The sequence below is a fragment of the Aliihoeflea sp. 2WW genome (assembly GCF_000497755.1).
Taxonomy (GTDB): Bacteria; Pseudomonadota; Alphaproteobacteria; order Rhizobiales; family Rhizobiaceae; genus Aliihoeflea.
The window spans coordinates 1-20,200 of the sequence record NZ_AYOD01000064.1 but is presented as its reverse complement, the minus strand read 5'-3'; the positions used below and the strand labels follow the sequence as shown (position 1 = coordinate 20,200).

Below are 20,200 nucleotides of genomic sequence, written 5' to 3'. Positions count from 1 at the left end.
TCATGACAGACGCAGTCATCGTCTCGACCGCCAGGACGCCGATCGGCAAGGCCTATCGCGGCGGCTTCAACGAAACGGCCGGCGCGGACCTCGCCGCCCACGCCATCCGCAACGCGCTTTCGCGCGCCGGCGTCGATGGGGCCGAGATCGAGGACGTGATCATGGGCTGCGCGATGCAGGAAGGGACGACCGGCCTCAACGTCGCGCGCCGCGCGGCGCTCGTCGCCGGGCTTCCCGTCACCGCAGCCGGCACCACGATCGACCGCCAGTGCTCGTCCGGCATGCAGTCCATGGCGCTGCTCGCCAACGCCATCCGCAATGACGGCGTGCCGGTCGGCATCGCCGGCGGCGTCGAATCCATTTCGCTCGTCCAGAACGACCACCGCAACACCTTCCGCCTCGTCGATAAGTCGCTGACGGGCTCGGTCGGCGACGTCTACCTGCCGATGATCGACACCGCCGAAAACGTCGGCAAGCGCTACGGCATCACCCGCGAGCAACAGGACGAGTACGGCCTCGAAAGCCAGCGCCGCGTCGCCGCCGCCCGCGAGGCGGGCAAGTTCGCCGACGAGATCGCGCCGATGAAGACGCGCATGGCCGTCATCGACAAGGAGACCAAGGAAATCTCGCATCGCGACGTCGAGATCGCCCATGACGAAGGCCCGCGCGCCGAGACCACCGCCGAGGGCCTTGCCGGCCTGAAGCCGGTGCGCGAGGGCGGCACCATCACCGCCGGCAATGCCAGCCAGCTTTCCGACGGCGCCTCCGCACACGTCATGATGAGCGACAAGGAAGCGCAGCGCCGCGGCCTCACCCCGCTCGGCATCATGCGCGGCTTCAACGTCGCCGGCTGCGAGCCCGACGAGATGGGCATCGGCCCCGTCTTCGCCGTCCCGCGCCTGCTCGAACGCCACGGCCTCACCGTCGACGACATCGGCCTTTGGGAACTGAACGAGGCCTTTGCCGTGCAGGTCATCTACTGCCGCGACAAGCTCGGCATCGACCCGGCCAAGCTCAACGTCAATGGCGGCGCCATCGCGCTCGGCCACCCCTACGGCATGTCCGGCGCGCGGCTTTCGGGCCACGCCCTCATTGAAGGCAAGCGCCGCGGCGTCAAATATGCCGTGGTGACGATGTGCGTCGGCGGCGGCATGGGCGCGGCGGGATTGTTCGAGATCGTTTGATCGCATGAAGCACCCCCACTCCGCCTCCGCTTCGCTCCGGCACCTCTCCCCCTGCCCGGGGGAGAGGAAGGGATCGAGCATGCGGCCGGCCTTTCCTCTCGCCTTTTGAGGGGGAGAGGTGGCCCGAAGGGCCGGAGTGGGGGTCTGCGCAACGCTTAGAAGGAGACAAATATGGACCTTCGCTACACATCCGAGGAACTCGCCTTCCGCGACGAGGTGCGCCAGTTCCTGAAGGACAAGCTGCCGGCCGACATCCGTCAGAAGCTGATCGACGGCGAGCATATGGACAAGGACGACCTCGTCACCTGGTCGCGCATCCTCAACGAAAAGGGATGGGCGGTGCCGCACTGGCCTACTGAGTATGGCGGCACGGGCTGGGACCCCATGCGGCAGTATATCTACCTCGAAGAGACGCAGAAGTGGCCGGCGCCGCAGCCGCTCGCCTTCGGCGTCAACATGGTCGGGCCGGTCATCTACACCTTCGGCAACGCGGCGCAGAAGGCGCATTATCTGCCGCGCATCGCCAATCTCGACGACTGGTGGTGCCAGGGCTTTTCCGAGCCGGGCGCCGGCTCCGACCTCGCCTCGCTCAAGACCAAGGCCGTTCGTGACGGCGACCACTACATCGTCAACGGCCAGAAGACCTGGACGACGCTGGCGCAATATGCCGACTGGATCTTCTGCCTCGTGCGCACCGATCCGGACGCCAAGAAGCAATCGGGCATCTCGTTCCTCTTGATCGACATGAAGACGCCCGGCATCGAGGTTCGCCCCATCGTCACCATCGATGGCGGGCGCGAGATCAACGAGGTGTTTTTGACCGACGTGAAGGTGCCGGTCGAAAATCTCGTCGGCGAGGAGAACAAGGGCTGGGACTACGCCAAGTTCCTGCTCGGCAACGAGCGCATCAACATCGCGCGCGTCGGCATGTCGAAGCAGCGCCTCGCGCGCATCCGCGAACTGGCGGCCAAGGAGATGTCGTCCGGCCGGCCGCTGATCGAGGATGAGCGCTTCCGCGAAAAGCTCGCTTCGGTCGAGATCGATTTGAAGGCGCTGGAACTGACTCAGCTTCGCGTCGTCGCGGCCGATGCCAAGCGCGGCAATACCGGCAAGCCGGACCCGGCGTCCTCGATCCTCAAGATCAAGGGCTCGGAAATCCAGCAGGCGACCACCCATCTCCTGATGCAGGTCATGGGCCCACACGCCATGCCGTTCCACTCGGGCGATATGGACGGCTCGAACGAACTGCCAATCGAACCCGACTACGCCGCCACCGCCGCGCCGGGCTATTTCAACTTCCGCAAGGTCTCGATCTATGGCGGCTCGAACGAGATCCAGAAGAACATCATCGCCAAGGCGGTGCTGGGGTTGTGAGGTGACGGCGCGGGCTCTGGAGTGGATGGGGCGAGGCATGGATTCCTGTGACGAGCACAGGAATGACGGCATAGATGTTGCGGTCAATCACCTACGTCCAGCCATCGAAGCGCCACCCTCTCCACCGTCATTCCTGTGCTCGTCACAGGAATCCATGCCTCGCCCATACCGCCGCTCGACGGCCGAAACTGCGTATTGGAGGACCTATGGACTTTGACCTTTCCGACGAGCAATCCATGCTCAAGGACTCTCTCGACCGCCTCTTGAAAGACTCCTACGGCTTCGAGCAGCGCAAGAAATACATGGCCGATCCCGCCGGCTTCAGCGCCGAGATGTGGAACGCCTATGCCGAGATGGGGCTGATGGCGCTGCCTTTTTCCGAGGAAGATGGCGGGCTGGACGGCACGCCGGTCGAGACGATGATCGTGATGGAATCGCTCGGTCGCGCGCTGGCGCTAGAGCCCTATTTCGCGACCGTGATCCTTGGCGGCGGCGCGCTCAAGGCGGCCGCTTCCGCCGACCAGCGGGCCGAGCTCGTGCCGCAGATCGCCGAAGGCTCGCTCAAGCTCGCGCTCGCCCATACCGAGCGCAACTCGCGCTACGACCTCCACCATGTCGAGACGAAGGCGATGAAGGACGGCGACCACTGGCGGCTCACCGGCCAGAAGAGCGTCGTGCTCCATGGCGAGGCTGCCGATAAGATCATCGTCGTCGCCCGCACGGCCGGCGACGTGCGCGACGAAAACGGCATCGGCCTCTTCCTTGTCGATTCTTCCGCCGAGGGCCTGACGCGGCGCGGATACCCGACGCAGGACGGTTCGCGCGCGGCGGAGCTCAGCCTCGACAATGTGCCTGCCGAGGCGCTCGGCGATCCGGCCAACGGCTTGCCGGCGCTGCAGAAAACCATCGACGGCGCCATCGCGGCCCTGTCGGCCGAATCCATCGGCGTGATGTCGGCGATGCAGGAATTGACGGTCGACTATCTCAAGGTGCGCAAGCAGTTCGGCGTCGCCATCGGCGCCTTCCAGGTGCTTCAGCACAAGGCCGTCGACATGTTCGTCGCCATCGAGCAGGCCCGCTCGATCACGCTCTACGCCACGATGATGGCGGGCAGCGACGATGCGACGGCGCGCGCGCAGGCGATGCACGCGGCCAAGGCCGAGATCGGGCGCGGCGGGCGCGTGTGCGGCGAGAACGCGATCCAGCTTCACGGCGGCGTCGGCATGACGATGGAATATGCCGTCGGGCACTATTTCAAGCGCATGACGATGATCGACACGCAGTTCGGCGACGCCGACTTCCACCTGCGCGCGCTTGCCCGGGGGCAAGGGCTGTTCAAGGCTGCCTGAGCCCTTCATGGCCGGTTGCCTCGTGCGGCCGGCCATGCCACATCTGCGGCCCCGACAGACGCCCGCAGGAGACGAGACATGCAAATCCGCCAGATCACCGAGGACTATTCGGTCTCCCCGCAGATCGGTGTCGAGCATGTGCCGCTCATCGCCGGTGCGGGCTTCAAGAGCATCGTGTGCAACCGCCCCGACGACGAGGACCCCGGCCAGCCCTCGGTCGACTCGATCCGCAAAGCCGCCGAGGAAGCCGGCCTCGCCTTCCGCCATCTGCCGGTGATTTCGGGCCAGATGACCGAGGACAACGCCCGCGATCAGGCCGCGCTCCTGAAGGAACTGCCCAAGCCCGTCCTCGCCTATTGCCGCTCCGGCACGCGCTGCGCCAACCTCCACGCCGCGATCCAGCAGATGGGGCTGTAGGTCTCAAACATTTTCCTGATTGAAAAGGGCCGCTCGACGCGGCCCTTTTTATTTCGCGCTCAGTACAGCAGCCGCACCAGGAACAGCGTGATCACCGGGAACGCGAGGAGCACGACGGTGCGAACCATGTCGCTCATCACGAAGGGCATGACGCCCTTGTAGGTCTGCACGATGGGCGTCGATCGATCCATCGAGTTGATGACGAAGAGGTTCATGCCGACCGGCGGCGTGATGAGCCCGACCTCGACGACGATCAGGACGAGGATGCCGAACCACAGCGCGAACTCTTCCGGCCCGAGGCCGAAATCGAGGGCCGAGACGATCGGGAAGAAAATCGGGATCGTCAGGAGGATCATGGACAGGGAATCCATGAAGCAGCCGAGCACGACGTAGAAGAACAGGATGCCGATCATGACCATCATCGGCTCGAAGCCCTGGCTGGTGATGAACGTCGCGGCCGCGACGGGCATCTGCGACAACGCCAGGAAGGAGTTGTAGAACGCCGCTCCGAAGACGATGAAGAAGATCATGGCCGTTGCCGACGCGGTCATCAGGATGGAATCGATCAGCGTCCTGCGCGTCAGCCCGCCATTGACCCATGCGATGAGGCCGGTGCCGGCCGCGCCCACAGCGGCTGCCTCGGTGGGCGTGAACCAGCCCGTATAGATGCCGCCGACGACGGCGAGGAAGACGAGCAGGACGGGCCAGACGTCGAACAGGGCCTTGAAGCGCTCGCGATAGGGCTGGCGCGGGCTCGATCCGGCGGACTCGGGATAGAGGCGGACGTAGATCGCGATGGCGATCATGTAGCCCATGGCGGCGAGGATGCCGGGAATGAAGGCGGCGACGAAGAGCTTGGCGATGTTCTGCTCGGCAAGGATCGCATAGATGACCAGAACCACCGAAGGCGGGATCAGAATGCCGAGCGTGCCGCCGGCCGCAAGCGTTCCCGTAGCCAGCGCGCCGGAATAGCCGTAGCGCTTGAGTTCGGGCAGAGCGACCTGCGCCATGGTGGCCGCCGTCGCGAGCGAGGACCCGCAGATCGCGCCGAAGCCGGCGCAGGCGCCGATGGCCGACATGGCGACGCCGCCCTTGCGGTGGCCGAGCCAGGAATTGGCGGCGTTGAACAGCGACTGCGACATGCCCCCCAGCGAGGCGAACTGGCCCATCAGCAGGAACAGCGGAATGATCGACAGCGAATAGCTGGAGAAGGTCGAATAGGTCTCGCCCTTCAGCCGCGACAGGATCGGCGCCGGCGAGCCCATGATGAGGTAGGTGCCGACGAGCCCCGTCACCAGCATGGCAAGCGCGATCGGAATGCGCAGGAAAATCAGGAAGAGAAGCGCCGGGAACGACCAGAGGCCGAGTTCGAGATTGCTCAATGGACTGCTCCCTGGCCGGGACCGAGAATGATGCGGCCGGTCCGCACTTCCTGCACGCGCACGATAAGGACGTAGATCGAGATGACGACCGCGACGCACGCCGCCACCATGGCCGCCGCAAAGCCCCACCAGACGGGGAACTGCAGGATGAAGGTGGTTTCCTGGTAGCGGATCTTGTCCCACATGCCGCGCCAGAGCTGCAGCGCGATGAGAACGATCACCGCCGTCATCAGCAGTTCTGCAACGAGATCGATGACCCGGTTTATGGCCGGCGACAGGAAGCTCGTGAAGACGTCGACGGTCGCGTGGCCGCGCGTCAACTGGCACCAGGGCAGGAAGGCGAAGACCGCAAAGGCGGTGCCCGCCTCGACCAGCTCGAAATCGCCCGGCACCGGCCTCAGCCCGAACGCCGTCAGCCCGCGGCCGGTGATCGAGACCACCGTTATGACCGTGATCGCCACCAGCGCCAGCCCACCGATGATCGCCAGCCCGCGCGCGAGCCCCGCCATGAATCGCGAGAGGTTCATCCTCTCCTCCCTCATCAACACCGCTCCGGCAGGCAGGCTACAGCCGTGCCCAGCCTGGAGCAACGAACTCCCTGAGGCGGATTGTTATAGAACATAACGTTGAGAATCAAGCTGACGGCGGTTGTCCCGCCGCCATGCCGACCGTGCACCCACGAGGCGGAAAAGGAAAGACGCGCGGAGCGGAAACCCACGGCTTCCGCTCCGCGCAACGGCAATCCTATTCGGCGGTGTATTTCTCGATCAGACCGCGCGCCTCGTCGAGCAGCGCCTGCCCCTCGATGCCCTTGCCGTCCATCTCGGCAACCCAGTTGTCGATCACCGGCTGCGCGGCTTCCTGCCACTTGGCCGATTCCTCTGCCGACAGTTCGATGATGTTGTTGCCCTCGGCCAGCTTGCGGCCCGGCGCGTCGTATTCCTGCTGGGTGCGGCCAGCGAAGGCGGAGAACTCGGCGCCCGAATTCTCATCGAGGATCGCCTTCAGGTCGTCCGGCAGGCTGTCATACTTGGCCTTGTTCATCGCCAGCACGAAGGTCGTGGTATAGAGCGCGTGGTCGCCGCCGAATTCGGTGTGGTTGTCGACGAGTTCGGGAACGCGCAGCGCGGTCGTGACCTCCCACGGCACCACCGCGCCCTGGATCACGCCTTTCGACAGCGCTTCTGGCACCTGCGGGATCGGCATGCCGATCGGATTGGCGCCAAGCTCGGTCAGGAGGGCCGTGATCACGCGTGTCGGCGCGCGGACCGTCATTCCCGACAGATTCTCCATCGTCTCGACCGGCTCCTTCGAATGGATGATGCCGGGACCGTGGACCCAGGTGCCGAGAATGTGCGTGTCGGCGAATTCGGTGTCGCGCAGCCTGGCGTCGAATATGTCCCAATAGGCGCGCGAGGTCGCCTCGGCATTGGTCATCATGAAGGGCAGTTCGAATACCTCGACCGAGGGGAAACGGCCGGGCGTGTTGCCGGGCAGCGTCCAGACGATGTCGACCGTGCCCTCGGCGGCCTGGTCATAAAGCTGGGGCGGCGTGCCGCCGAGCTGCATGGCCGGATAGCGCTCGATCTTGATGCGGTCGCCGGAAGCGTCCTCGATCTTGTCGGCCCACACGTCGAGGACGTGCGTCGGCACATTGGCCTGCGCCGGCAGGAAGTGGTGCAGCCGCAGCGTCACCTCCTGCGCCAGCACGGATGTGGAACCGGCCAGCCACGTCGCCGAGGCCAGCACACCGGCGGCGAGCGCCGCCCTGAAAGACTTCATCTGCATCGATTTCCTCCCTGATGCTGCGGACCGGCCGCTCTCCCACGATAACCGGTCTTCAGCCAGCGATCCTACATGGATTTATGTAACAATAAAGAGCCGTCACGCGTCATTTTCGTAACACGTTAGAGCGGCAACGCATCCGTCTCCTTCAAGGTTTGCAGCACGATCGCGGTCTTCACGTGCTGCACCGATTCATGCGGCAGAAGCACTTCGTTGACGAAGTCGGCGAGCGACTTCAGGTCGGGCGTGACGACCTTCAGGAAATAGTCCATCTCGCCGGTCAGCGCATAGGCTTCCTGCACCTGCGGCAGGCGGGCGAGAAGCTCGGAAAAGCGCTGCGCATTGTCGCGATTGTGGGTGGCGAGCGTGACCGAGATGACGTTGACCAGCGGAAACCCCAGCCGGTCGCGGTCGAGCGTCGCGCGATAGCCCTTGATGAAACCGGCCTCTTCCAGCCGCTGGCGTCGCCGCGAGCATTGCGAGGGTGAGAGGTGGACGCGTTCGGAAAGGTCATTGTTCGTCAGCCGCGCATCCGTCTGCAAAAGCGCGAGTATCTTGCGGTCGAAGCCGTCGATCCGTTCTTCGTCTGCCATCTTTTGCCCCACCATGCACGGTCCGTGCATAACATGTCTGTTTCGCGCACCAGAATGCAAGCCGCTTGCACGACCTTCGGCGTAGGATCGGGCCAATCAATCCAGGAGGATGAAATGGGTCCCTTCCCGCACGACGCACCGCCCGCCGAGATCACCCGCGCCAACCCTACCGGCACCGACGGCTTCGAGTTCGTCGAGTTCGCGCATCCCGAGCCCGAAAAGCTCGCCGAGCTCTTCACGCGCATGGGTTACGCCAAGGTCGCGACCCACAGGACCAAGAAGATCGACGTCTGGCGGCAGGGCGACATCAACTATGTCGTCAACGCCGAACCCGGCTCGCACGCGATGCGCTTCGTCGACGAGCACGGCCCCTGCGCCCCCGCCATGGCCTGGCGCGTCGTCGATGCGAAACATGCCTTCGACCACGCCGTCTCCAAGGGCGCGACGCCCTATGAAGGCGACGACAAGACGCTCGACGTGCCCGCCATCGTCGGCATCGGTGGCTCGCTTCTCTATTTCGTCGAGACCTATGGCGCCCGCGGCTCGACCTACGAGGCCGAATTCGAGTGGCTGGGCGAGAAGAACCCCAAGCCCGAAGGCGTCGGTTTCTATTATCTCGACCACCTCACCCACAATGTCTTTCGCGGCAACATGGACAAGTGGTGGGCGTTCTACCGCGAATTGTTCGACTTCAAGCAGATTCACTTCTTCAACATCGACGGCCGCATCACCGGCCTGATGAGCCGCGCGATCACGTCACCTTGCGGGAAAATCCGCATTCCGCTCAACGAGTCCAAGGACGAGACGAGCCAGATCGAGGAATATCTGCGCAAGTACAAGGGCGAAGGCATCCAGCACATCGCGGTCGGCACGGACAGCATCTTTGATGCCACCGACAGGCTCGACGCCAACGGCCTGAAATTCATGCCGAAGCCGCCCGAAACCTATTACGAAAAGAGCCACGAGCGCGTCGCCGGCCATGACGAGCCGATCGACCGCATGATGAAGCACGGCATCCTGATTGACGGCGAAGGCGTGCTCGATGGCGGCACGACGAAGATCCTGCTGCAGATCTTCTCGAAAACCGTCATCGGCCCGATCTTTTTCGAGTTCATCCAGCGAAAGGGCGACGAAGGTTTTGGCGAGGGCAATTTCCGCGCGCTTTTTGAAAGCATCGAGGAAGACCAGATCAGGCGTGGCGTGATCAAGGTCGAAGCGGCGGAATAGTTCGTCTTATAGCCCTGCAGCCTTCCGCAAAGCCGCGTTCATGCGGCTTTGCCAGCCGGGGCCGGAAGCGCGGAACGTATCAACGATATCGCTGTCGAGACGAAGCGTAATCTGCCTTTTCGGGTTTTCGACGGACGGACGGCCACGAGCACGTCTAGCATCCCGGATGGAATCGAAGAACGAAGCGGGCATGACTTCACGCGCGGGGCGCAACCCGGCCAACTCCTTGTCGGTCATGGCGGGGCTATCGACCGCATCCCAGTCCTCCCTGGAGAATCCTCGACCCGGCACGAACTCTTTTGACGTGTGATTGCTACCCATCGAGCCTTTTCCTTTCCTTTGGATTGGCTGGTCTGAAGCTGATCACAGAGATCGCCTCTCGCCCCAATTCGACATAGATGACCACGACAGTTCCGCTTTCAAACTGCGCGATGGCCTTGAAGCGCTGACGCCCTCCTTCGATACGGCTTGCTTCGATCAGCGCCGTTTCCCATTCAACGAAAATGACGTCGGCCAAATCCAGACCATGCTTAACGAGATTCGCAAGCCGCTTCGGCTCGTCCCAAACGATCCGCATTAAATGTAACTACGAAAATTCATCACGTCAATGTCGCGCCTGCGATCGCCGTCTTCACCCGCTCCAAATCCCCGACCTCGTTCGCCAAGATCAACACCAGCCTCGCATTCAGCCGCGTGCTTTCCTCGAGGCTCAAGCCGTCATGCGCGGCCATCAGCGCCGCGTAGACATCGTCGCCCGCCGCGCCCAGCCGGTCCTCGCCGATCCCGCTCATGCCATCCCCCTCGCGCGCTCATATGCAGCGACGAACTCCGCCACCGACGGATTGTCGAACCGTGCCGCCAGATGCTGATCTGGCCGCACCAGCCAGACCGTGCCCGCGCCGTAGCGCTTCGCTACCAGCCCCTCAACGTCGATCAGCACCGCCGCATTGCCCCTTCGCGACTGGTCGGCTGTCACGATCACGCGGTCGATTTCCGCCGGCAGTCCGTCCGGCACATCCGCCTCCACCGCCATCACCGCGAACCGTCCGCCGAAATTGTCGAGCAGCCAGCCGCCTTCCACGGGCGCATCGGACATCGCCTGCCCGACGCCCTCCCCCTGGCCCTGCAGCGATAGACCCGCCAGCGAACAGGGCCGCGACAGGCGTCCCGAATTCACCAACCGCCGCGCAAATTCGTGCTCGCCGGCAAGGTCGAGCACCGCGTCGCGGAAGATGCGCTCCGTCTCGCTTTTGGGCGTCATGAAGCCGGTGGCGCGTGCGGAGTTCAGGATGTTCTCGTCGGCGCCGTGGATGCGCTCCTCGTCGTAAGATTCGATCAGGCTTTCGGGCGCCTTGCCCTTCACCACCATCGCCAGCTTCCAGATGAGATTGTCGACGTCCTGAATGCCGCCATTGCCGCCGCGCGCGCCGAAGGGCGAGACGATGTGCGCGCTATCGCCCGCGAAGACGACGCGGCCGTGGACGAAACGGTCGAGCCGGCGGCACTGGAAGGTGTAGACCGACACCCAGTCGAGCGTGAAATCGCGATGGCCGACGATCGCCTCGATGCGCGGGATGACGTTTTCGGGCCGCTTCTCGACCTCCGGATCGGCGTCCCAGCCGAGTTGCAGATCGATGCGGTAAATATCGTCGGGCTGCTTGTGCAGTAGCGCCGACTGTCCCTTGTGGAAGGGCGGCTCGAACCAGAACCAGCGCTCCGGCGGAAAATCCGCCTTCATCTCGACATCGGCGATTAGGAACCGCTCCTCGAAGACGCGACCGGCGAAATCGAGGCCCATCATTCCCCGCACCGGTGAGCGTGCGCCGTCGCAGGCGATCAGCCAGTCGGTCTCGACTTCGTAGCTCCCGTCCGGCGTTTCGACCGAAACACGCACGCCGTCGGCGGATGGCTCGACGCCGGTGACACGGTTCTTCCATCTGAGGTCGATCAGGTCCGGAAACTCGGCCGCGCGTTCGACCAGATATTGCTCGACGTAGTATTGCTGCAGGTTGATGAAGGCCGGCATCTTGTGGCCGGGCTCGGGCAGGAGGTCGAAATTCCAGACCTCGCGATCGCGGTGGAACAACCGTCCGACCTTCCACGTCACGCCCTTTTCGACCATGCGCTCGCCGATGCCGAGGCGGTCCATGATCTCCAGCGTGCGTTTCGACCAGCAGATCGCGCGGCTGCCCAGCGAGACGACGTCGTTGTCGTCCAGCACCACACATTCGATGCCGTGCAGCGCGCAGTCGATCGCAGCCGCGAGGCCCACCGGCCCGGCGCCGACGATCACGATCTTCCTGCGTGCACCCGCCTCGCCGGAGAGTTCCGGCGGGGTGACATAGTCGAACGGCTGGTACTGGTAGCGCGGCATCAGGCGAGCCCCATGCGGCCGATCTCGGGATCGCGCTCGAAGGCGAGGAAGAATTCGTCGAGTTGCGGCGGCTTCACATCGGTGCCGGCGAGCATTGCATGGGCCTGTCCGCGATGGTGGATCTGGTGCTGGAAGAGATGAGCGAGGAGGTTTTCGATGCGCTCGGGGAATTGTCCCTTGTGGCCGCGATCCGTGATGACGGTCAGCTCGGCGTCGGCATCGGCGAGCCCGTCGCAGAACGTGATCAGCCGCTCATCCGCTGCCTTTTGCAGCGGCGCGAGCTCGGCTGCGTGAGCGAACACGATCTCGTCGTCATAGACCCGCTCGCCCCGCCCGCCCTGTTCCAGCGCGTCGATGTAGTAGAGGTCGACGAAGTGATAGTGGGAGAGGGTCGCGGCGATGGAGGGGAAGAAGGAGGTGCGCGTCGCGGTGAAGGATGCGCTGTCGAGATTTGCGCAGGCGCGCAGGAGTATGTGGTTCGACCAGCGATTGTTGCGCGCCATGGCGGAGAAATGTCGCTGCAGGTTGGTCATGTATTTCCTCCCGTTCCTGAAGCTTTGCGGGCTTCAATACCCCCACCCTGTATCCCTCCCCACAAGGGGGAGGGAGGCATCCACGTGGAACCCAATCCTTCAAACCGGGTGATGCATCGACGATGAGGCGTGGCGCTGACGCCCTTCCTCCCCCTTGTGGGGAGGAATAAAAGGTGGGGGTATCCTGAAGCCCACTGCCCCCAATCACCCCTGCAACTCTCCCCACATCGCCTTGTCCCGCTCCGCCGTCCAGATCCGCGGCGTGTCGATCCCCAGCGCCTCGTCATAGGCGCGGGCGACGTTGAAGGGCAGGCAGTGCTCGTAGATCGCGTAGTCGCCGAATTTCGGATCGCAGACTTCGCGGCAGGCGTCCCAGGCTTCCTTCAGCGAGCCGCCGCCCTGCGCCACGCGGGCGATCGGGCGGTAGGTGGACATGACGAAATCGGCGGTGTTGTCGATCGCGTCGTTGACCATGGCCGGGCCCACCAGCGCATCGCCGCGGCCGGGCGCGATGGCGTCGAGGTCGAAGGCGCGGATTTCCTCCAGCGTCATCGGCCAGTCGGCAAAATGCCCGTCGCCGCAATAGCAGGCGGAGTGGTATTCGACGATGTCGCCGGTGAACATTACGTTCTCGTCCGGCACATAGGCGACGATGTCGCCCGCCGTATGCGCGCGGCCGAGGAACATCAGGTCGACGCGGCGCTTGCCCATATGGACGGTCAGCCGGTCGTTGAAGGTCATGGTCGGCCAGGTCAGGCCCGGGATCGATTCATGGCCCTGGAAGAGTCGCGGAAAGCGGCCGAACTCGGAATCCCAGTCCTCCTGCCCGCGCTCGACCACCATGGACCGCGCCTTTTCCGACATGAAGATTTCCGACGCACCATAGGCCGACGCGCCGAGCACGCGCACCGCGTGATAGTGCGACAGCGTCACATATTTGATCGGCTTGTCGGTGACGGTGCGGATCTTCTCGATGACCTTGTTCGCCAGGCGCGGTGTCGCCTGCGCATCGATGATCATCACGCTGTCGTCGCCGATGATCACCCCGGTGTTCGGATCGCCCTCGGCAGTGAACGCCCACAGGTCACGGCCGATCTCGGTGAAGGAGATGTTCTTTTCGGCCATGTCGCCGGTCGATGCGAAGTTCTTGGTCATGTTTGCTCCAGAATGCTCGTTATGCGCCATACCCCCACTCCGTCCCGCTGCGCGGGCCACCTCTCCCCCTCAAAAGGGGAGAGGAACCCAGGCTGGAAAAGCGCCGGCGCCGATGAAGTGCATTTCCTCTCCCCCGGGCAGGGGGAGAGGTGGCCCGCGAAGCGGGACGGAGTGGGGGTGCTTTGTGGTCAATTGTTTGCCGGCTCGTACCTCTCCACCACCTGCTCGATCGCGCCGAAGATCGAATGGCCCGATTTGTCCTTCATCTCGATCCGCACCGTGTCGCCGAAGCGCATGAAGGGGGTCGTTGCCTTGCCGGTGTCGATCGTCTCGATGGTGCGGATTTCGGCGATGCAGGAATAGCCGACGCCGCCGGCATCGACCGGCTTGCCCGGCCCGCCGCCCTGCTTGTTCGACACCGTGCCCGAGCCGATGATCGAGCCCGCCACCAAAGGCCGTGTCTTCGCTGCGTGAGCGATCAGGGTCGGGAAGTCGAACGTCATGTCGACGCCGGCGTTCGCGCGGCCGAACGGCTTGCCGTTGTAATCGACCATCAGCGGCAGCGAGAGCTTGCCGCCGTCCCAGGCGTCGCTGAGTTCGTCCGGCGTCACCGCGACCGGCGAGAAGGCTGAGGAGGGCTTGGACTGGAAAAAGCCGAAGCCCTTGCCGAGTTCGGCCGGGATCAGGCCGCGCAGCGACACGTCGTTGACCAGCATGACCAGCCGGATCGCCTCGCGCGCCTGGTCGGGGCTCGCCCCCATCGGCACGTCGTCGACGATGATTGCAATCTCGCCTTCCATGTCGATGCCATAGGCTTCGTCGGCCATCACGATCGGATCGCGCGGCCCGAGGAACGTGTCCGAACCGCCCTGATACATCAGCGGGTCGGTCCAGAAGGTCTCCGGCATCTCGGCATTGCGCGCCTTGCGCACGAGTTCGACGTGGTTCACGTAGGCCGAGCCGTCCGCCCACTGATAGGCGCGCGGCAGGGGCGACATCGCGTCGTGCTCGTGGAAGCGCTCGGTCGGCACTGCGCCGACTTCGAGGCTTTCGGCCAGCGCTTCGAGATGCGGCGCGATCCGGCGCCAGTTGTCGAGCGCGGCCTGCAGCGTCGGGGCGAGGAAGGACGCATCCGTGGAGCGCGTCAGATCGCGCGACACGAGCACCAGTTTTCCGTCGCGCGTGCCGTTCTTCAGCGTGGCAAGTTTCATGCGGTCTCCATCCCCTTTTCAGTTTGCCCTGCACGCTAGCATGCCGAAGCCAGCGGTCACTGCTTCTTTCGTGCAACCGCGCCAGATCGAGCCAGCACCCTAGCTCCAGTCGCCTTCGATCGTCCCGTCGAACCGCTTCTTCAGGTCGCTCCAGCAGTCGATGTAGTCGTCCTGAAGCGTCTCCAGCCCCAAGCCGTATTTCGTGACGAGCTGGGGAAAGCGCGTTTCGAACATGAACGCCATGGTGTTTTCCAGCTTCACCGCCTTCAGATCGGCACGCGACGCCTTCTCGAAGCCGCCCGCGTCGGGCCCATGCGCCAGCATCATGTTGTGAAGGCTCATGCCGCCCGGCACGAAGCCCTCTTCCTTCGCGTCGTACTGGCCGCGGATCAGGCCCATGAATTCGGACATGATGTTGCGGTGATACCAGGGCGGGCGAAACGTGTTCTCGGCCACCATCCAGCGCGGCGGGAAGATGACGAAGTCGATGTTCGCCGTCCCCTCCTCGCCCGAGGGCGCCGTCAGCACGGTAAAGATCGACGGGTCGGGATGGTCGAACAGGATCGCGCCGACCGGCGAGAACGTAGCGAGATCATACTTGTAGGGCGCGTAATTGCCGTGCCACGCGACGACGTCAAGCGGCGAATGGCCGATCTCGGTGACGTGGAACTGGCCGCACCATTTGACCACGATCCGGCAGGGCGTCTCCTTGTCCTCGTACCAGGCAACGGGCGTCTTGAAGTCGCGCGGATTGGCAAGGCAGTTGGCGCCGATCGGCCCGCGATCGGGCAGCGTGAACTTGGCGCCGTAGTTTTCGCACATGTAGCCGCGCGCGGTCGCTCCCATCAGCTCGACCTTGAAGGTCAGGCCCCGCGGCAGGATGCAGATTTCGCCCGGCTCGACCTCGATCACGCCCATCTCGGTCAAAAAGCGCACGCCGCCGTCCTGCGGCACGACCAGCATCTCGCCGTCCGAATTGAAGAAATGATCGTCCACCATGTCGGCATTGGCGACGTAGACATGCGCCGCCATGCCCGCCTGGCCGAGCACGTCGCCGGCCAGCGTCATCGTGCGCATGCCGGAGATGAAGTCGGTCTTCTCCGCCGGGATCGGCACCGGGTTCCAGCGGAACTGGCCGAGCGGCAGTTCATGCTCGCCCTTCGACGGCGCGGAGAGCCAGAGCGGCAGGTCGTAGGGCTTGAAGCGGCGATGGTGCTTCACGGACGGGCGGATGCGGTAGAGCCAGGAGCGCTCATTGGTTCCGCGCGGGGCGGTGAAGGGGGAGCCCGACAATTGCTCGGCATAGAGCCCATAGGCCGGCCGCTGCGGCGAATTCATGCCCTGCGGCAGTGCGCCGGGCAGGCTCTCCGTCTCGAAATCGTTGCCGAAGCCCGGCATATAGTCGAAGCGCGCCTTCGGCTTTTTCGCCGGCGACGTGTGGCCGAGCACTTTGCTCATCTCGTTCATGGCGACCTCCCGGATTTGACGTTCCGTGTATTTCGTTGCATTCGTAACCATTGAAAATGTAACCATCAACGGTGCCGATGACACTCGAGCTCGAAAGCTTCCTCCCCTATCGGCTGAACCGGCTGGCCGATGTCGTCAGTCGCGACTTCGCGAAAATCTACCGCGACCGCTACGGCCTCACCCGCCCCGAATGGCGGCTGCTGGCCGCGCTCGGCCAGTACGAGAAGATGACGGCGACTGCCGTCGGGCAGCATTCGGCGATGCACAAGACCAAGGTATCGCGGGCCGTCTCGGCGCTCGAAAAGCGGCTCTGGCTGAAGCGGTCACCGAGCGCGGAGGATCGCCGCGTCGAGCATCTGACGCTGACGAAGGCCGGCCAGGCTGCCTATCGCGAACTCGTGCCCTTCGCCAAATCCTTCGAGGAAAACCTCCTCGCCAACATGTCGCCCGCCGACCGCGACGCCGTTTTGCGCGGCCTCGCCGCGCTGGAACGGGCGGGCGGTTGAACATGCGGCAAAGAAATCGTACATTTTGTCCGGTCAAAATGGACGAAAGACATGAAAACGGTCTCTGCGACTGAGCTCAAGGCGAACGTGTCGGTCATACTCGGCGATGTCGAACGTGGCGAAACCGTCGAAATTACACGCCACGGCAGGGTAATTGCGCGCATGGAGCCCGAGAGGGTGATCGATCGCGAAGAGGTTCAGCGGGCGATCGACGGGCTTCGCAAATTGCGGGAAAGTCTACCCAAGGCAGGCATCACGATCGAGGAAATTCTCGAGATGCGCCACGCCGGGCACCGGTACTGATGTCTTTCGTCCTGGACGCATCGGTGACTGCATCCTGGTTTCTTCCGGATGAATCGAATGCAGAGGCGGAGCACGTGCTTGATCTTCTCGCGACGAAGCAAGCGTTCGTCCCCATGATCTGGTGGTATGAAATTCGCAATCTGCTCGTCATGTCGGAAAGGCGCCAACGACTGAATGCCCACAATAGCAATCGCATCCTCGCCGATATCGCAACCTATCCAATTGCCATCGATCAACACGGCGACGAGGCCGAAACTCTTCACATCGCGCGCACGAACATGCTGACCTTCTACGATGCCGCCTATGTCGAACTGGCAGTGCGCCGCCGATTGCCGCTTGCGACCCTTGATCGCGCCATGGCAGCGGCAGCCAAGTCGCATGGAGTGCCGGGAATGTAATGGTCCCGCGTTGCGTCACTCCACCCGATGCGGATATTCGCGCCTGGGTGGGATGTTGTGGACGATGATTGCCAGCGAGATCAGGACGAGGCAACCGATCAGGACGACGACAAAGAGCTGAAGGCCGTGAAGGCCGTTGCCGAAGGCGAGGATCGGCAGCGCACAGGCTGGCGGATGGGTGACGCGTAGCGCGCGCATCACCACGATCGCCATGCCCACCGAAAGTGCCGCAGCGATCCAGACGCCGGGGAACAGCGAGAAACTCGCCTCGCATATGACGGCCGAGATGAAGAAGCCCGCCATCACGTTCAGCGGCTGGGCGAGCGGGCTCGACGGCTGGCCGAACAGGAGCGCCGAACTCGCGCCCAGCGGGGCGAGCAGCAGCGGCAGGTCTGTCGTCGATGCCAGATAGCCGACGAAGCACATGCCCAGCGCCGCGCCGATCCCGGCCTTGACGTTGGAGCCGAGCCCGACGGGCGTTTCGTGCCGTGTCAGCAATATACGCGCAAACCGCCGCATCGCCTGCCGCCTACCAGTCCATCACGACCTTGCCGGAATTGCCCGAGCGCATGGCGTCGAAGCCTGCGGCATAGTCGTCGATGCCGATGCGGTGCGTGATCAGCCCCGACACGTCGAGCGGCCCCTGCACCAGCGCGATCATCTTGTACCAGGTCTCGAACATCTCGCGGCCGTAGATGCCCTTCAGCGTCAGCATCTTGAAGATGACCTTGTTCCAGTCGATCTCGAAGCCGGTGGGCGCGATGCCCAGAATGGCGATCTTGCCGCCATTGTTCATCGTGTCGATCATGTCGCGGAACGCCGCCGCCGAGCCCGACATTTCGAGACCGACATCGAACCCCTCGGTCATGCCTTCGTCGCGCATCACGTCGCGCAGGTTTTCCTTCGAGGCGTCGACGACGTGGTGGATCTTCATCTTGCGGGCGAGGTCGAGACGCACCGGGTTGATGTCGGTGATGACGACCTTGCGCGCACCGACCGCCTGCGCCACCAGCGCACCCATGATGCCGATCGGTCCTGCGCCGGTCACCAGCACGTCCTCTCCCACCAGATCGAACGAAAGCGCGGTGTGGACGGCATTGCCGAGCGGATCGAAGATCGCGGCGATCTCGTCCGGCACATCATCGGGGATCGGCACGACATTGTGCTTGGGCAGGACGAGATATTCGGCAAAGGAGCCCGGCCGGTTGACGCCGACGCCGAGCGTGTTGCGGCACAGATGCCCGCGCCCGGCGCGGCAGTTGCGGCAATGGCCGCACACGATATGCCCCTCGCCCGAGACGCGCTGGCCGACCTTGTATTCGCTGACGGCCGCGCCGAAATCGGCGACCTCGCCGACGAATTCATGGCCCGTCACCATCGGCACCGGCACGGTCTTCTGCGCCCACTGGTCCCAGTTGAAGATGTGGACGTCGGTGCCGCAGATGGCCGACTTCTTGACCTTGATCAGGACGTCGTTGGGGCCGACTTCGGGCAGCGGCACCTGTTCCATCCAGATGCCGGGCTCCGCTTTGGCTTTGACGAGTGCGCGCATCATGTTGGACATGGGAAGCTCCTGCTCGATCCTGGGAGATTGCGCTCACCCCCCTCTGCCCTGCCGGGCATCTCCCCCTCAGAGGGGGAGATGCCCGGCAGGGCAGAGGGGGGTGTTCAGGCGCAAGCATCAAACCACCCCCATCTCTTTCCCCACCGCCGCAAACGCCTCCACCGCCCGATCGATATCCCCGACCGAATGTGCTGCCGACATCTGCGTCCTGATCCGCGCCTGCCCCTTTGGCACCACCGGAAACGAGAATCCGATGACATAAATGCCGTGGTCCATCAGTCGGTCGGCCATGTCCTTCGCCACCTGCGCGTCGCCCAGCATGACGGGGATGATCGCGTGGTCGGCGCCGGCGAGCGTGAAGCCGGCCTTTTCCATACCCGAACGGAAACGCGCGGCATTGTCGTTCAGGTGTCGGCGCAGCGCGTCGCCGTTTTCGACCATGTCGAACACCTTGAGCGACGTCGCCGCGATCACCGGCGCCAGAGTATTGGAAAAGAGGTACGGCCGCGAGCGCTGGCGCAGCCAGTCGACGATTTCGCGCTTGGCCGACGTATAGCCGCCCGACGCGCCGCCGAGCGCCTTGCCGAGCGTGCCGGTGACGATGTCGACCCGGCCCTCGACGCCGCAATGCTCGATCGAGCCGCGCCCGTGTTCGCCGACAAAGCCGACCGCGTGGCTATCATCGACCATCACCATCGCGTCGTATTTTTCCGCAAGGTCGCAAACGCCCTGAAGGTTGGCGATGATGCCGTCCATCGAGAAGACGCCGTCGGTCGCGATCAGGCGGAAGCGCGCATCGGCGGCTTCCTTCAGCCGCGCTTCGAGTTCGCCCATGTCGTTGTTGGCGTAGCGGTAGCGCTTCGCCTTCGACAGCCGCACGCCGTCGATGATCGAGGCGTGGTTGAGCGCATCGGAGATGATGGCGTCCTCGTCCGACAGGAGCGTTTCGAACAGGCCGGCATTGGCGTCGAAGCAGGAGCCATAGAGGATCGTGTCCTCGAAGCCGAGGAAGGACGAGATGCGCGCTTCGAGTGCCTTGTGCTCCTCCTGCGTGCCGCAGATGAAGCGCACCGAGGCCATGCCGTAGCCGTAGCGGTCGAGCGCTTGCTTGGCGGTCTCGCGCAGCTCGGCATTGTCGGCGAGGCCGAGATAATTGTTGGCGCAGAAGTTCAGCACCTCGCGCCCGTCGGCGGTGATTTCGGCCGACTGCATCGACGAAATCACGCGCTCGGACTTGTAGAGGCCCTGGGATTTGAGGCCGTCGAGTTCGGTGGAGAGGTGGGAAAGGAAGGTGTTTGTCATCGGCGTCTCCTACGCGCTTGATCCGGCAAACGCCACACCCCCTCTCCGCCTCGCTGCGCTCGGCACCTCTCCCCCT

Annotated in this window: 23 protein-coding genes; 8 read left to right on the top strand and 15 right to left on the bottom strand. The window is 64.0% G+C overall.

The annotated features are described in order from the left end of the window. The first annotated feature begins 2 nt into the window (after positions 1-2). The 4 genes from ALII_RS0120230 to ALII_RS0120215 all read left to right on the top strand — a co-directional run bounded on the left by ALII_RS0120230 (position 3) and on the right by ALII_RS0120215 (position 4,324). Positions 3-1,184, top strand: coding sequence for an acetyl-CoA C-acyltransferase (locus ALII_RS0120230; RefSeq protein WP_024589037.1), 1,182 nt, complete (start codon positions 3-5; stop codon positions 1,182-1,184). A 171-nt stretch (positions 1,185-1,355) separates the two neighbouring features. Next, positions 1,356-2,558, top strand: a complete 1,203-nt coding sequence (pimC, locus tag ALII_RS0120225; RefSeq protein ID WP_024589036.1) for a pimeloyl-CoA dehydrogenase large subunit — start codon at positions 1,356-1,358, stop codon at positions 2,556-2,558. 206 nt (positions 2,559-2,764) lie between these two features. Further along, positions 2,765-3,907, top strand: coding sequence for an acyl-CoA dehydrogenase family protein (locus ALII_RS0120220; protein WP_024589035.1), 1,143 nt, complete (start codon positions 2,765-2,767; stop codon positions 3,905-3,907). Positions 3,908-3,985: 78 nt separating this feature from the next. Continuing rightward, a complete protein-coding gene (locus tag ALII_RS0120215) occupies positions 3,986-4,324 on the top strand; it encodes a TIGR01244 family sulfur transferase (protein WP_024589034.1) in 339 nt (112 codons plus the stop codon). Between the two features lie 59 nt (positions 4,325-4,383). Here ALII_RS0120215 and ALII_RS0120210 read toward each other — a convergent pair whose 3' ends face one another. The 4 genes from ALII_RS0120210 to ALII_RS0120195 form a co-directional block, all read right to left on the bottom strand. Next, the gene (locus ALII_RS0120210) at positions 4,384-5,706 is read right to left on the bottom strand and encodes a TRAP transporter large permease (protein WP_024589033.1); all 1,323 of its coding nucleotides are present in this window, start codon (positions 5,704-5,706) and stop codon (positions 4,384-4,386) included. After that, positions 5,703-6,233: a TRAP transporter small permease gene (locus tag ALII_RS0120205; protein ID WP_024589032.1), complete on the bottom strand. Its 531-nt coding sequence runs from the start codon at positions 6,231-6,233 to the stop codon at positions 5,703-5,705. Before ALII_RS0120205 ends, ALII_RS0120210 begins: the two co-directional genes overlap by 4 nt. Before the next feature lie 217 nt (positions 6,234-6,450). Further along, complete coding sequence (locus ALII_RS0120200) at positions 6,451-7,488, bottom strand: TRAP transporter substrate-binding protein (protein ID WP_024589031.1); 1,038 nt, start codon at positions 7,486-7,488, stop codon at positions 6,451-6,453. Positions 7,489-7,613: 125 nt separating this feature from the next. Further along, entirely contained in the window at positions 7,614-8,084 is a 471-nt protein-coding gene (locus ALII_RS0120195) for an Lrp/AsnC family transcriptional regulator (RefSeq protein WP_024589030.1), read from the bottom strand. Positions 8,085-8,198: 114 nt separating this feature from the next. Between ALII_RS0120195 and hppD the strand changes: the two genes are divergently transcribed. Next, positions 8,199-9,311, top strand: a complete 1,113-nt coding sequence (gene hppD / locus ALII_RS0120190) for a 4-hydroxyphenylpyruvate dioxygenase (RefSeq protein WP_024589029.1) — start codon at positions 8,199-8,201, stop codon at positions 9,309-9,311. A 6-nt stretch (positions 9,312-9,317) separates the two neighbouring features. Here the strand turns inward: hppD and ALII_RS0120185 are convergent, their stop codons facing one another. From ALII_RS0120185 to hmgA, 8 genes are all read right to left on the bottom strand, one after another. Next, positions 9,318-9,632, bottom strand: a complete 315-nt coding sequence (locus ALII_RS0120185; protein WP_024589028.1) for a BrnA antitoxin family protein — start codon at positions 9,630-9,632, stop codon at positions 9,318-9,320. After that, the gene (locus ALII_RS0120180; RefSeq protein WP_024589027.1) at positions 9,625-9,888 is read right to left on the bottom strand and encodes a BrnT family toxin; all 264 of its coding nucleotides are present in this window, start codon (positions 9,886-9,888) and stop codon (positions 9,625-9,627) included. Before ALII_RS0120180 ends, ALII_RS0120185 begins: the two co-directional genes overlap by 8 nt. Before the next feature lie 22 nt (positions 9,889-9,910). Beyond that, positions 9,911-10,102: a DUF2783 domain-containing protein gene (locus ALII_RS0120175; RefSeq protein ID WP_024589026.1), complete on the bottom strand. Its 192-nt coding sequence runs from the start codon at positions 10,100-10,102 to the stop codon at positions 9,911-9,913. After that, positions 10,099-11,685: an FAD-dependent oxidoreductase gene (locus ALII_RS0120170; RefSeq protein WP_024589025.1), complete on the bottom strand. Its 1,587-nt coding sequence runs from the start codon at positions 11,683-11,685 to the stop codon at positions 10,099-10,101. The genes ALII_RS0120175 and ALII_RS0120170 overlap by 4 nt, the downstream gene beginning before the upstream one ends. Next, entirely contained in the window at positions 11,685-12,218 is a 534-nt protein-coding gene (locus tag ALII_RS0120165) for a DinB family protein (protein WP_024589024.1), read from the bottom strand. Before ALII_RS0120165 ends, ALII_RS0120170 begins: the two co-directional genes overlap by 1 nt. A 204-nt stretch (positions 12,219-12,422) precedes the next feature. Continuing rightward, positions 12,423-13,373 (bottom strand): MBL fold metallo-hydrolase, encoded by a 951-nt coding sequence (locus tag ALII_RS0120160; protein ID WP_024589023.1) that lies wholly within the window; start codon positions 13,371-13,373, stop codon positions 12,423-12,425. 188 nt (positions 13,374-13,561) lie between these two features. Next, positions 13,562-14,584 (bottom strand): fumarylacetoacetate hydrolase family protein, encoded by a 1,023-nt coding sequence (locus tag ALII_RS0120155; protein WP_024589022.1) that lies wholly within the window; start codon positions 14,582-14,584, stop codon positions 13,562-13,564. A gap of 99 nt (positions 14,585-14,683) precedes the next feature. Next, on the bottom strand, positions 14,684-16,042 hold the full coding sequence (gene hmgA, locus ALII_RS0120150) for a homogentisate 1,2-dioxygenase (RefSeq protein ID WP_051375958.1): 1,359 nt from the start codon (positions 16,040-16,042) through the stop codon (positions 14,684-14,686). An 86-nt stretch (positions 16,043-16,128) separates the two neighbouring features. Here hmgA and ALII_RS0120145 point away from each other — a divergent pair, with 86 nt between their 5' ends. The 3 genes from ALII_RS0120145 to ALII_RS0120135 are packed head-to-tail and all read left to right on the top strand — an operon-like array spanning position 16,129 to position 17,258. Beyond that, entirely contained in the window at positions 16,129-16,557 is a 429-nt protein-coding gene (locus ALII_RS0120145; protein WP_024589020.1) for a MarR family winged helix-turn-helix transcriptional regulator, read from the top strand. Positions 16,558-16,608: 51 nt separating this feature from the next. After that, a complete protein-coding gene (locus ALII_RS0120140; protein WP_024589019.1) occupies positions 16,609-16,860 on the top strand; it encodes a type II toxin-antitoxin system prevent-host-death family antitoxin in 252 nt (83 codons plus the stop codon). Further along, positions 16,860-17,258 carry a type II toxin-antitoxin system VapC family toxin gene (locus ALII_RS0120135; protein ID WP_024589018.1) on the top strand — a complete coding sequence of 133 codons (399 nt, stop codon included), beginning with the start codon at positions 16,860-16,862 and terminating at the stop codon, positions 17,256-17,258. The genes ALII_RS0120140 and ALII_RS0120135 overlap by 1 nt, the downstream gene beginning before the upstream one ends. Positions 17,259-17,273: 15 nt before the next feature. On the opposite strand, the gene ALII_RS0120130 is transcribed toward ALII_RS0120135, so the two are convergent. From ALII_RS0120130 to ALII_RS0120120, 3 genes are all read right to left on the bottom strand, one after another. After that, positions 17,274-17,777 (bottom strand): HPP family protein, encoded by a 504-nt coding sequence (locus ALII_RS0120130; RefSeq protein ID WP_024589017.1) that lies wholly within the window; start codon positions 17,775-17,777, stop codon positions 17,274-17,276. Between the two features lie 10 nt (positions 17,778-17,787). Beyond that, complete coding sequence (gene tdh, locus ALII_RS0120125; protein WP_024589016.1) at positions 17,788-18,822, bottom strand: L-threonine 3-dehydrogenase; 1,035 nt, start codon at positions 18,820-18,822, stop codon at positions 17,788-17,790. Positions 18,823-18,939: 117 nt separating this feature from the next. Further along, positions 18,940-20,124, bottom strand: a complete 1,185-nt coding sequence (locus ALII_RS0120120) for a glycine C-acetyltransferase (protein ID WP_024589015.1) — start codon at positions 20,122-20,124, stop codon at positions 18,940-18,942. Positions 20,125-20,200: the final 76 nt, after the last annotated feature.

Coding starts and splice junctions, on each gene's coding strand:
- ALII_RS0120180 (WP_024589027.1), bottom strand. CDS start 9,888: ATGCGGATCGTTTGGGACGAGCCGAAGCGGCTTGCGAATCTCGTTAAG.
- hppD (WP_024589029.1), top strand. CDS start 8,199: ATGGGTCCCTTCCCGCACGACGCACCGCCCGCCGAGATCACCCGCGCC.
- ALII_RS0120155 (WP_024589022.1), bottom strand. CDS start 14,584: ATGAAACTTGCCACGCTGAAGAACGGCACGCGCGACGGAAAACTGGTG.
- ALII_RS0120175 (WP_024589026.1), bottom strand. CDS start 10,102: ATGAGCGGGATCGGCGAGGACCGGCTGGGCGCGGCGGGCGACGATGTC.
- ALII_RS0120140 (WP_024589019.1), top strand. CDS start 16,609: ATGAAAACGGTCTCTGCGACTGAGCTCAAGGCGAACGTGTCGGTCATA.
- ALII_RS0120165 (WP_024589024.1), bottom strand. CDS start 12,218: ATGACCAACCTGCAGCGACATTTCTCCGCCATGGCGCGCAACAATCGC.
- ALII_RS0120230 (WP_024589037.1), top strand. CDS start 3: ATGACAGACGCAGTCATCGTCTCGACCGCCAGGACGCCGATCGGCAAG.
- ALII_RS0120130 (WP_024589017.1), bottom strand. CDS start 17,777: ATGCGGCGGTTTGCGCGTATATTGCTGACACGGCACGAAACGCCCGTC.
- hmgA (WP_051375958.1), bottom strand. CDS start 16,042: ATGAGCAAAGTGCTCGGCCACACGTCGCCGGCGAAAAAGCCGAAGGCG.
- pimC (WP_024589036.1), top strand. CDS start 1,356: ATGGACCTTCGCTACACATCCGAGGAACTCGCCTTCCGCGACGAGGTG.
- ALII_RS0120145 (WP_024589020.1), top strand. CDS start 16,129: ATGACACTCGAGCTCGAAAGCTTCCTCCCCTATCGGCTGAACCGGCTG.
- ALII_RS0120135 (WP_024589018.1), top strand. CDS start 16,860: ATGTCTTTCGTCCTGGACGCATCGGTGACTGCATCCTGGTTTCTTCCG.
- ALII_RS0120205 (WP_024589032.1), bottom strand. CDS start 6,233: ATGAACCTCTCGCGATTCATGGCGGGGCTCGCGCGCGGGCTGGCGATC.
- ALII_RS0120215 (WP_024589034.1), top strand. CDS start 3,986: ATGCAAATCCGCCAGATCACCGAGGACTATTCGGTCTCCCCGCAGATC.
- tdh (WP_024589016.1), bottom strand. CDS start 18,822: ATGTCCAACATGATGCGCGCACTCGTCAAAGCCAAAGCGGAGCCCGGC.
- ALII_RS0120185 (WP_024589028.1), bottom strand. CDS start 9,632: ATGGGTAGCAATCACACGTCAAAAGAGTTCGTGCCGGGTCGAGGATTC.
- ALII_RS0120200 (WP_024589031.1), bottom strand. CDS start 7,488: ATGAAGTCTTTCAGGGCGGCGCTCGCCGCCGGTGTGCTGGCCTCGGCG.
- ALII_RS0120195 (WP_024589030.1), bottom strand. CDS start 8,084: ATGGCAGACGAAGAACGGATCGACGGCTTCGACCGCAAGATACTCGCG.
- ALII_RS0120220 (WP_024589035.1), top strand. CDS start 2,765: ATGGACTTTGACCTTTCCGACGAGCAATCCATGCTCAAGGACTCTCTC.
- ALII_RS0120170 (WP_024589025.1), bottom strand. CDS start 11,685: ATGCCGCGCTACCAGTACCAGCCGTTCGACTATGTCACCCCGCCGGAA.
- ALII_RS0120160 (WP_024589023.1), bottom strand. CDS start 13,373: ATGACCAAGAACTTCGCATCGACCGGCGACATGGCCGAAAAGAACATC.
- ALII_RS0120120 (WP_024589015.1), bottom strand. CDS start 20,124: ATGACAAACACCTTCCTTTCCCACCTCTCCACCGAACTCGACGGCCTC.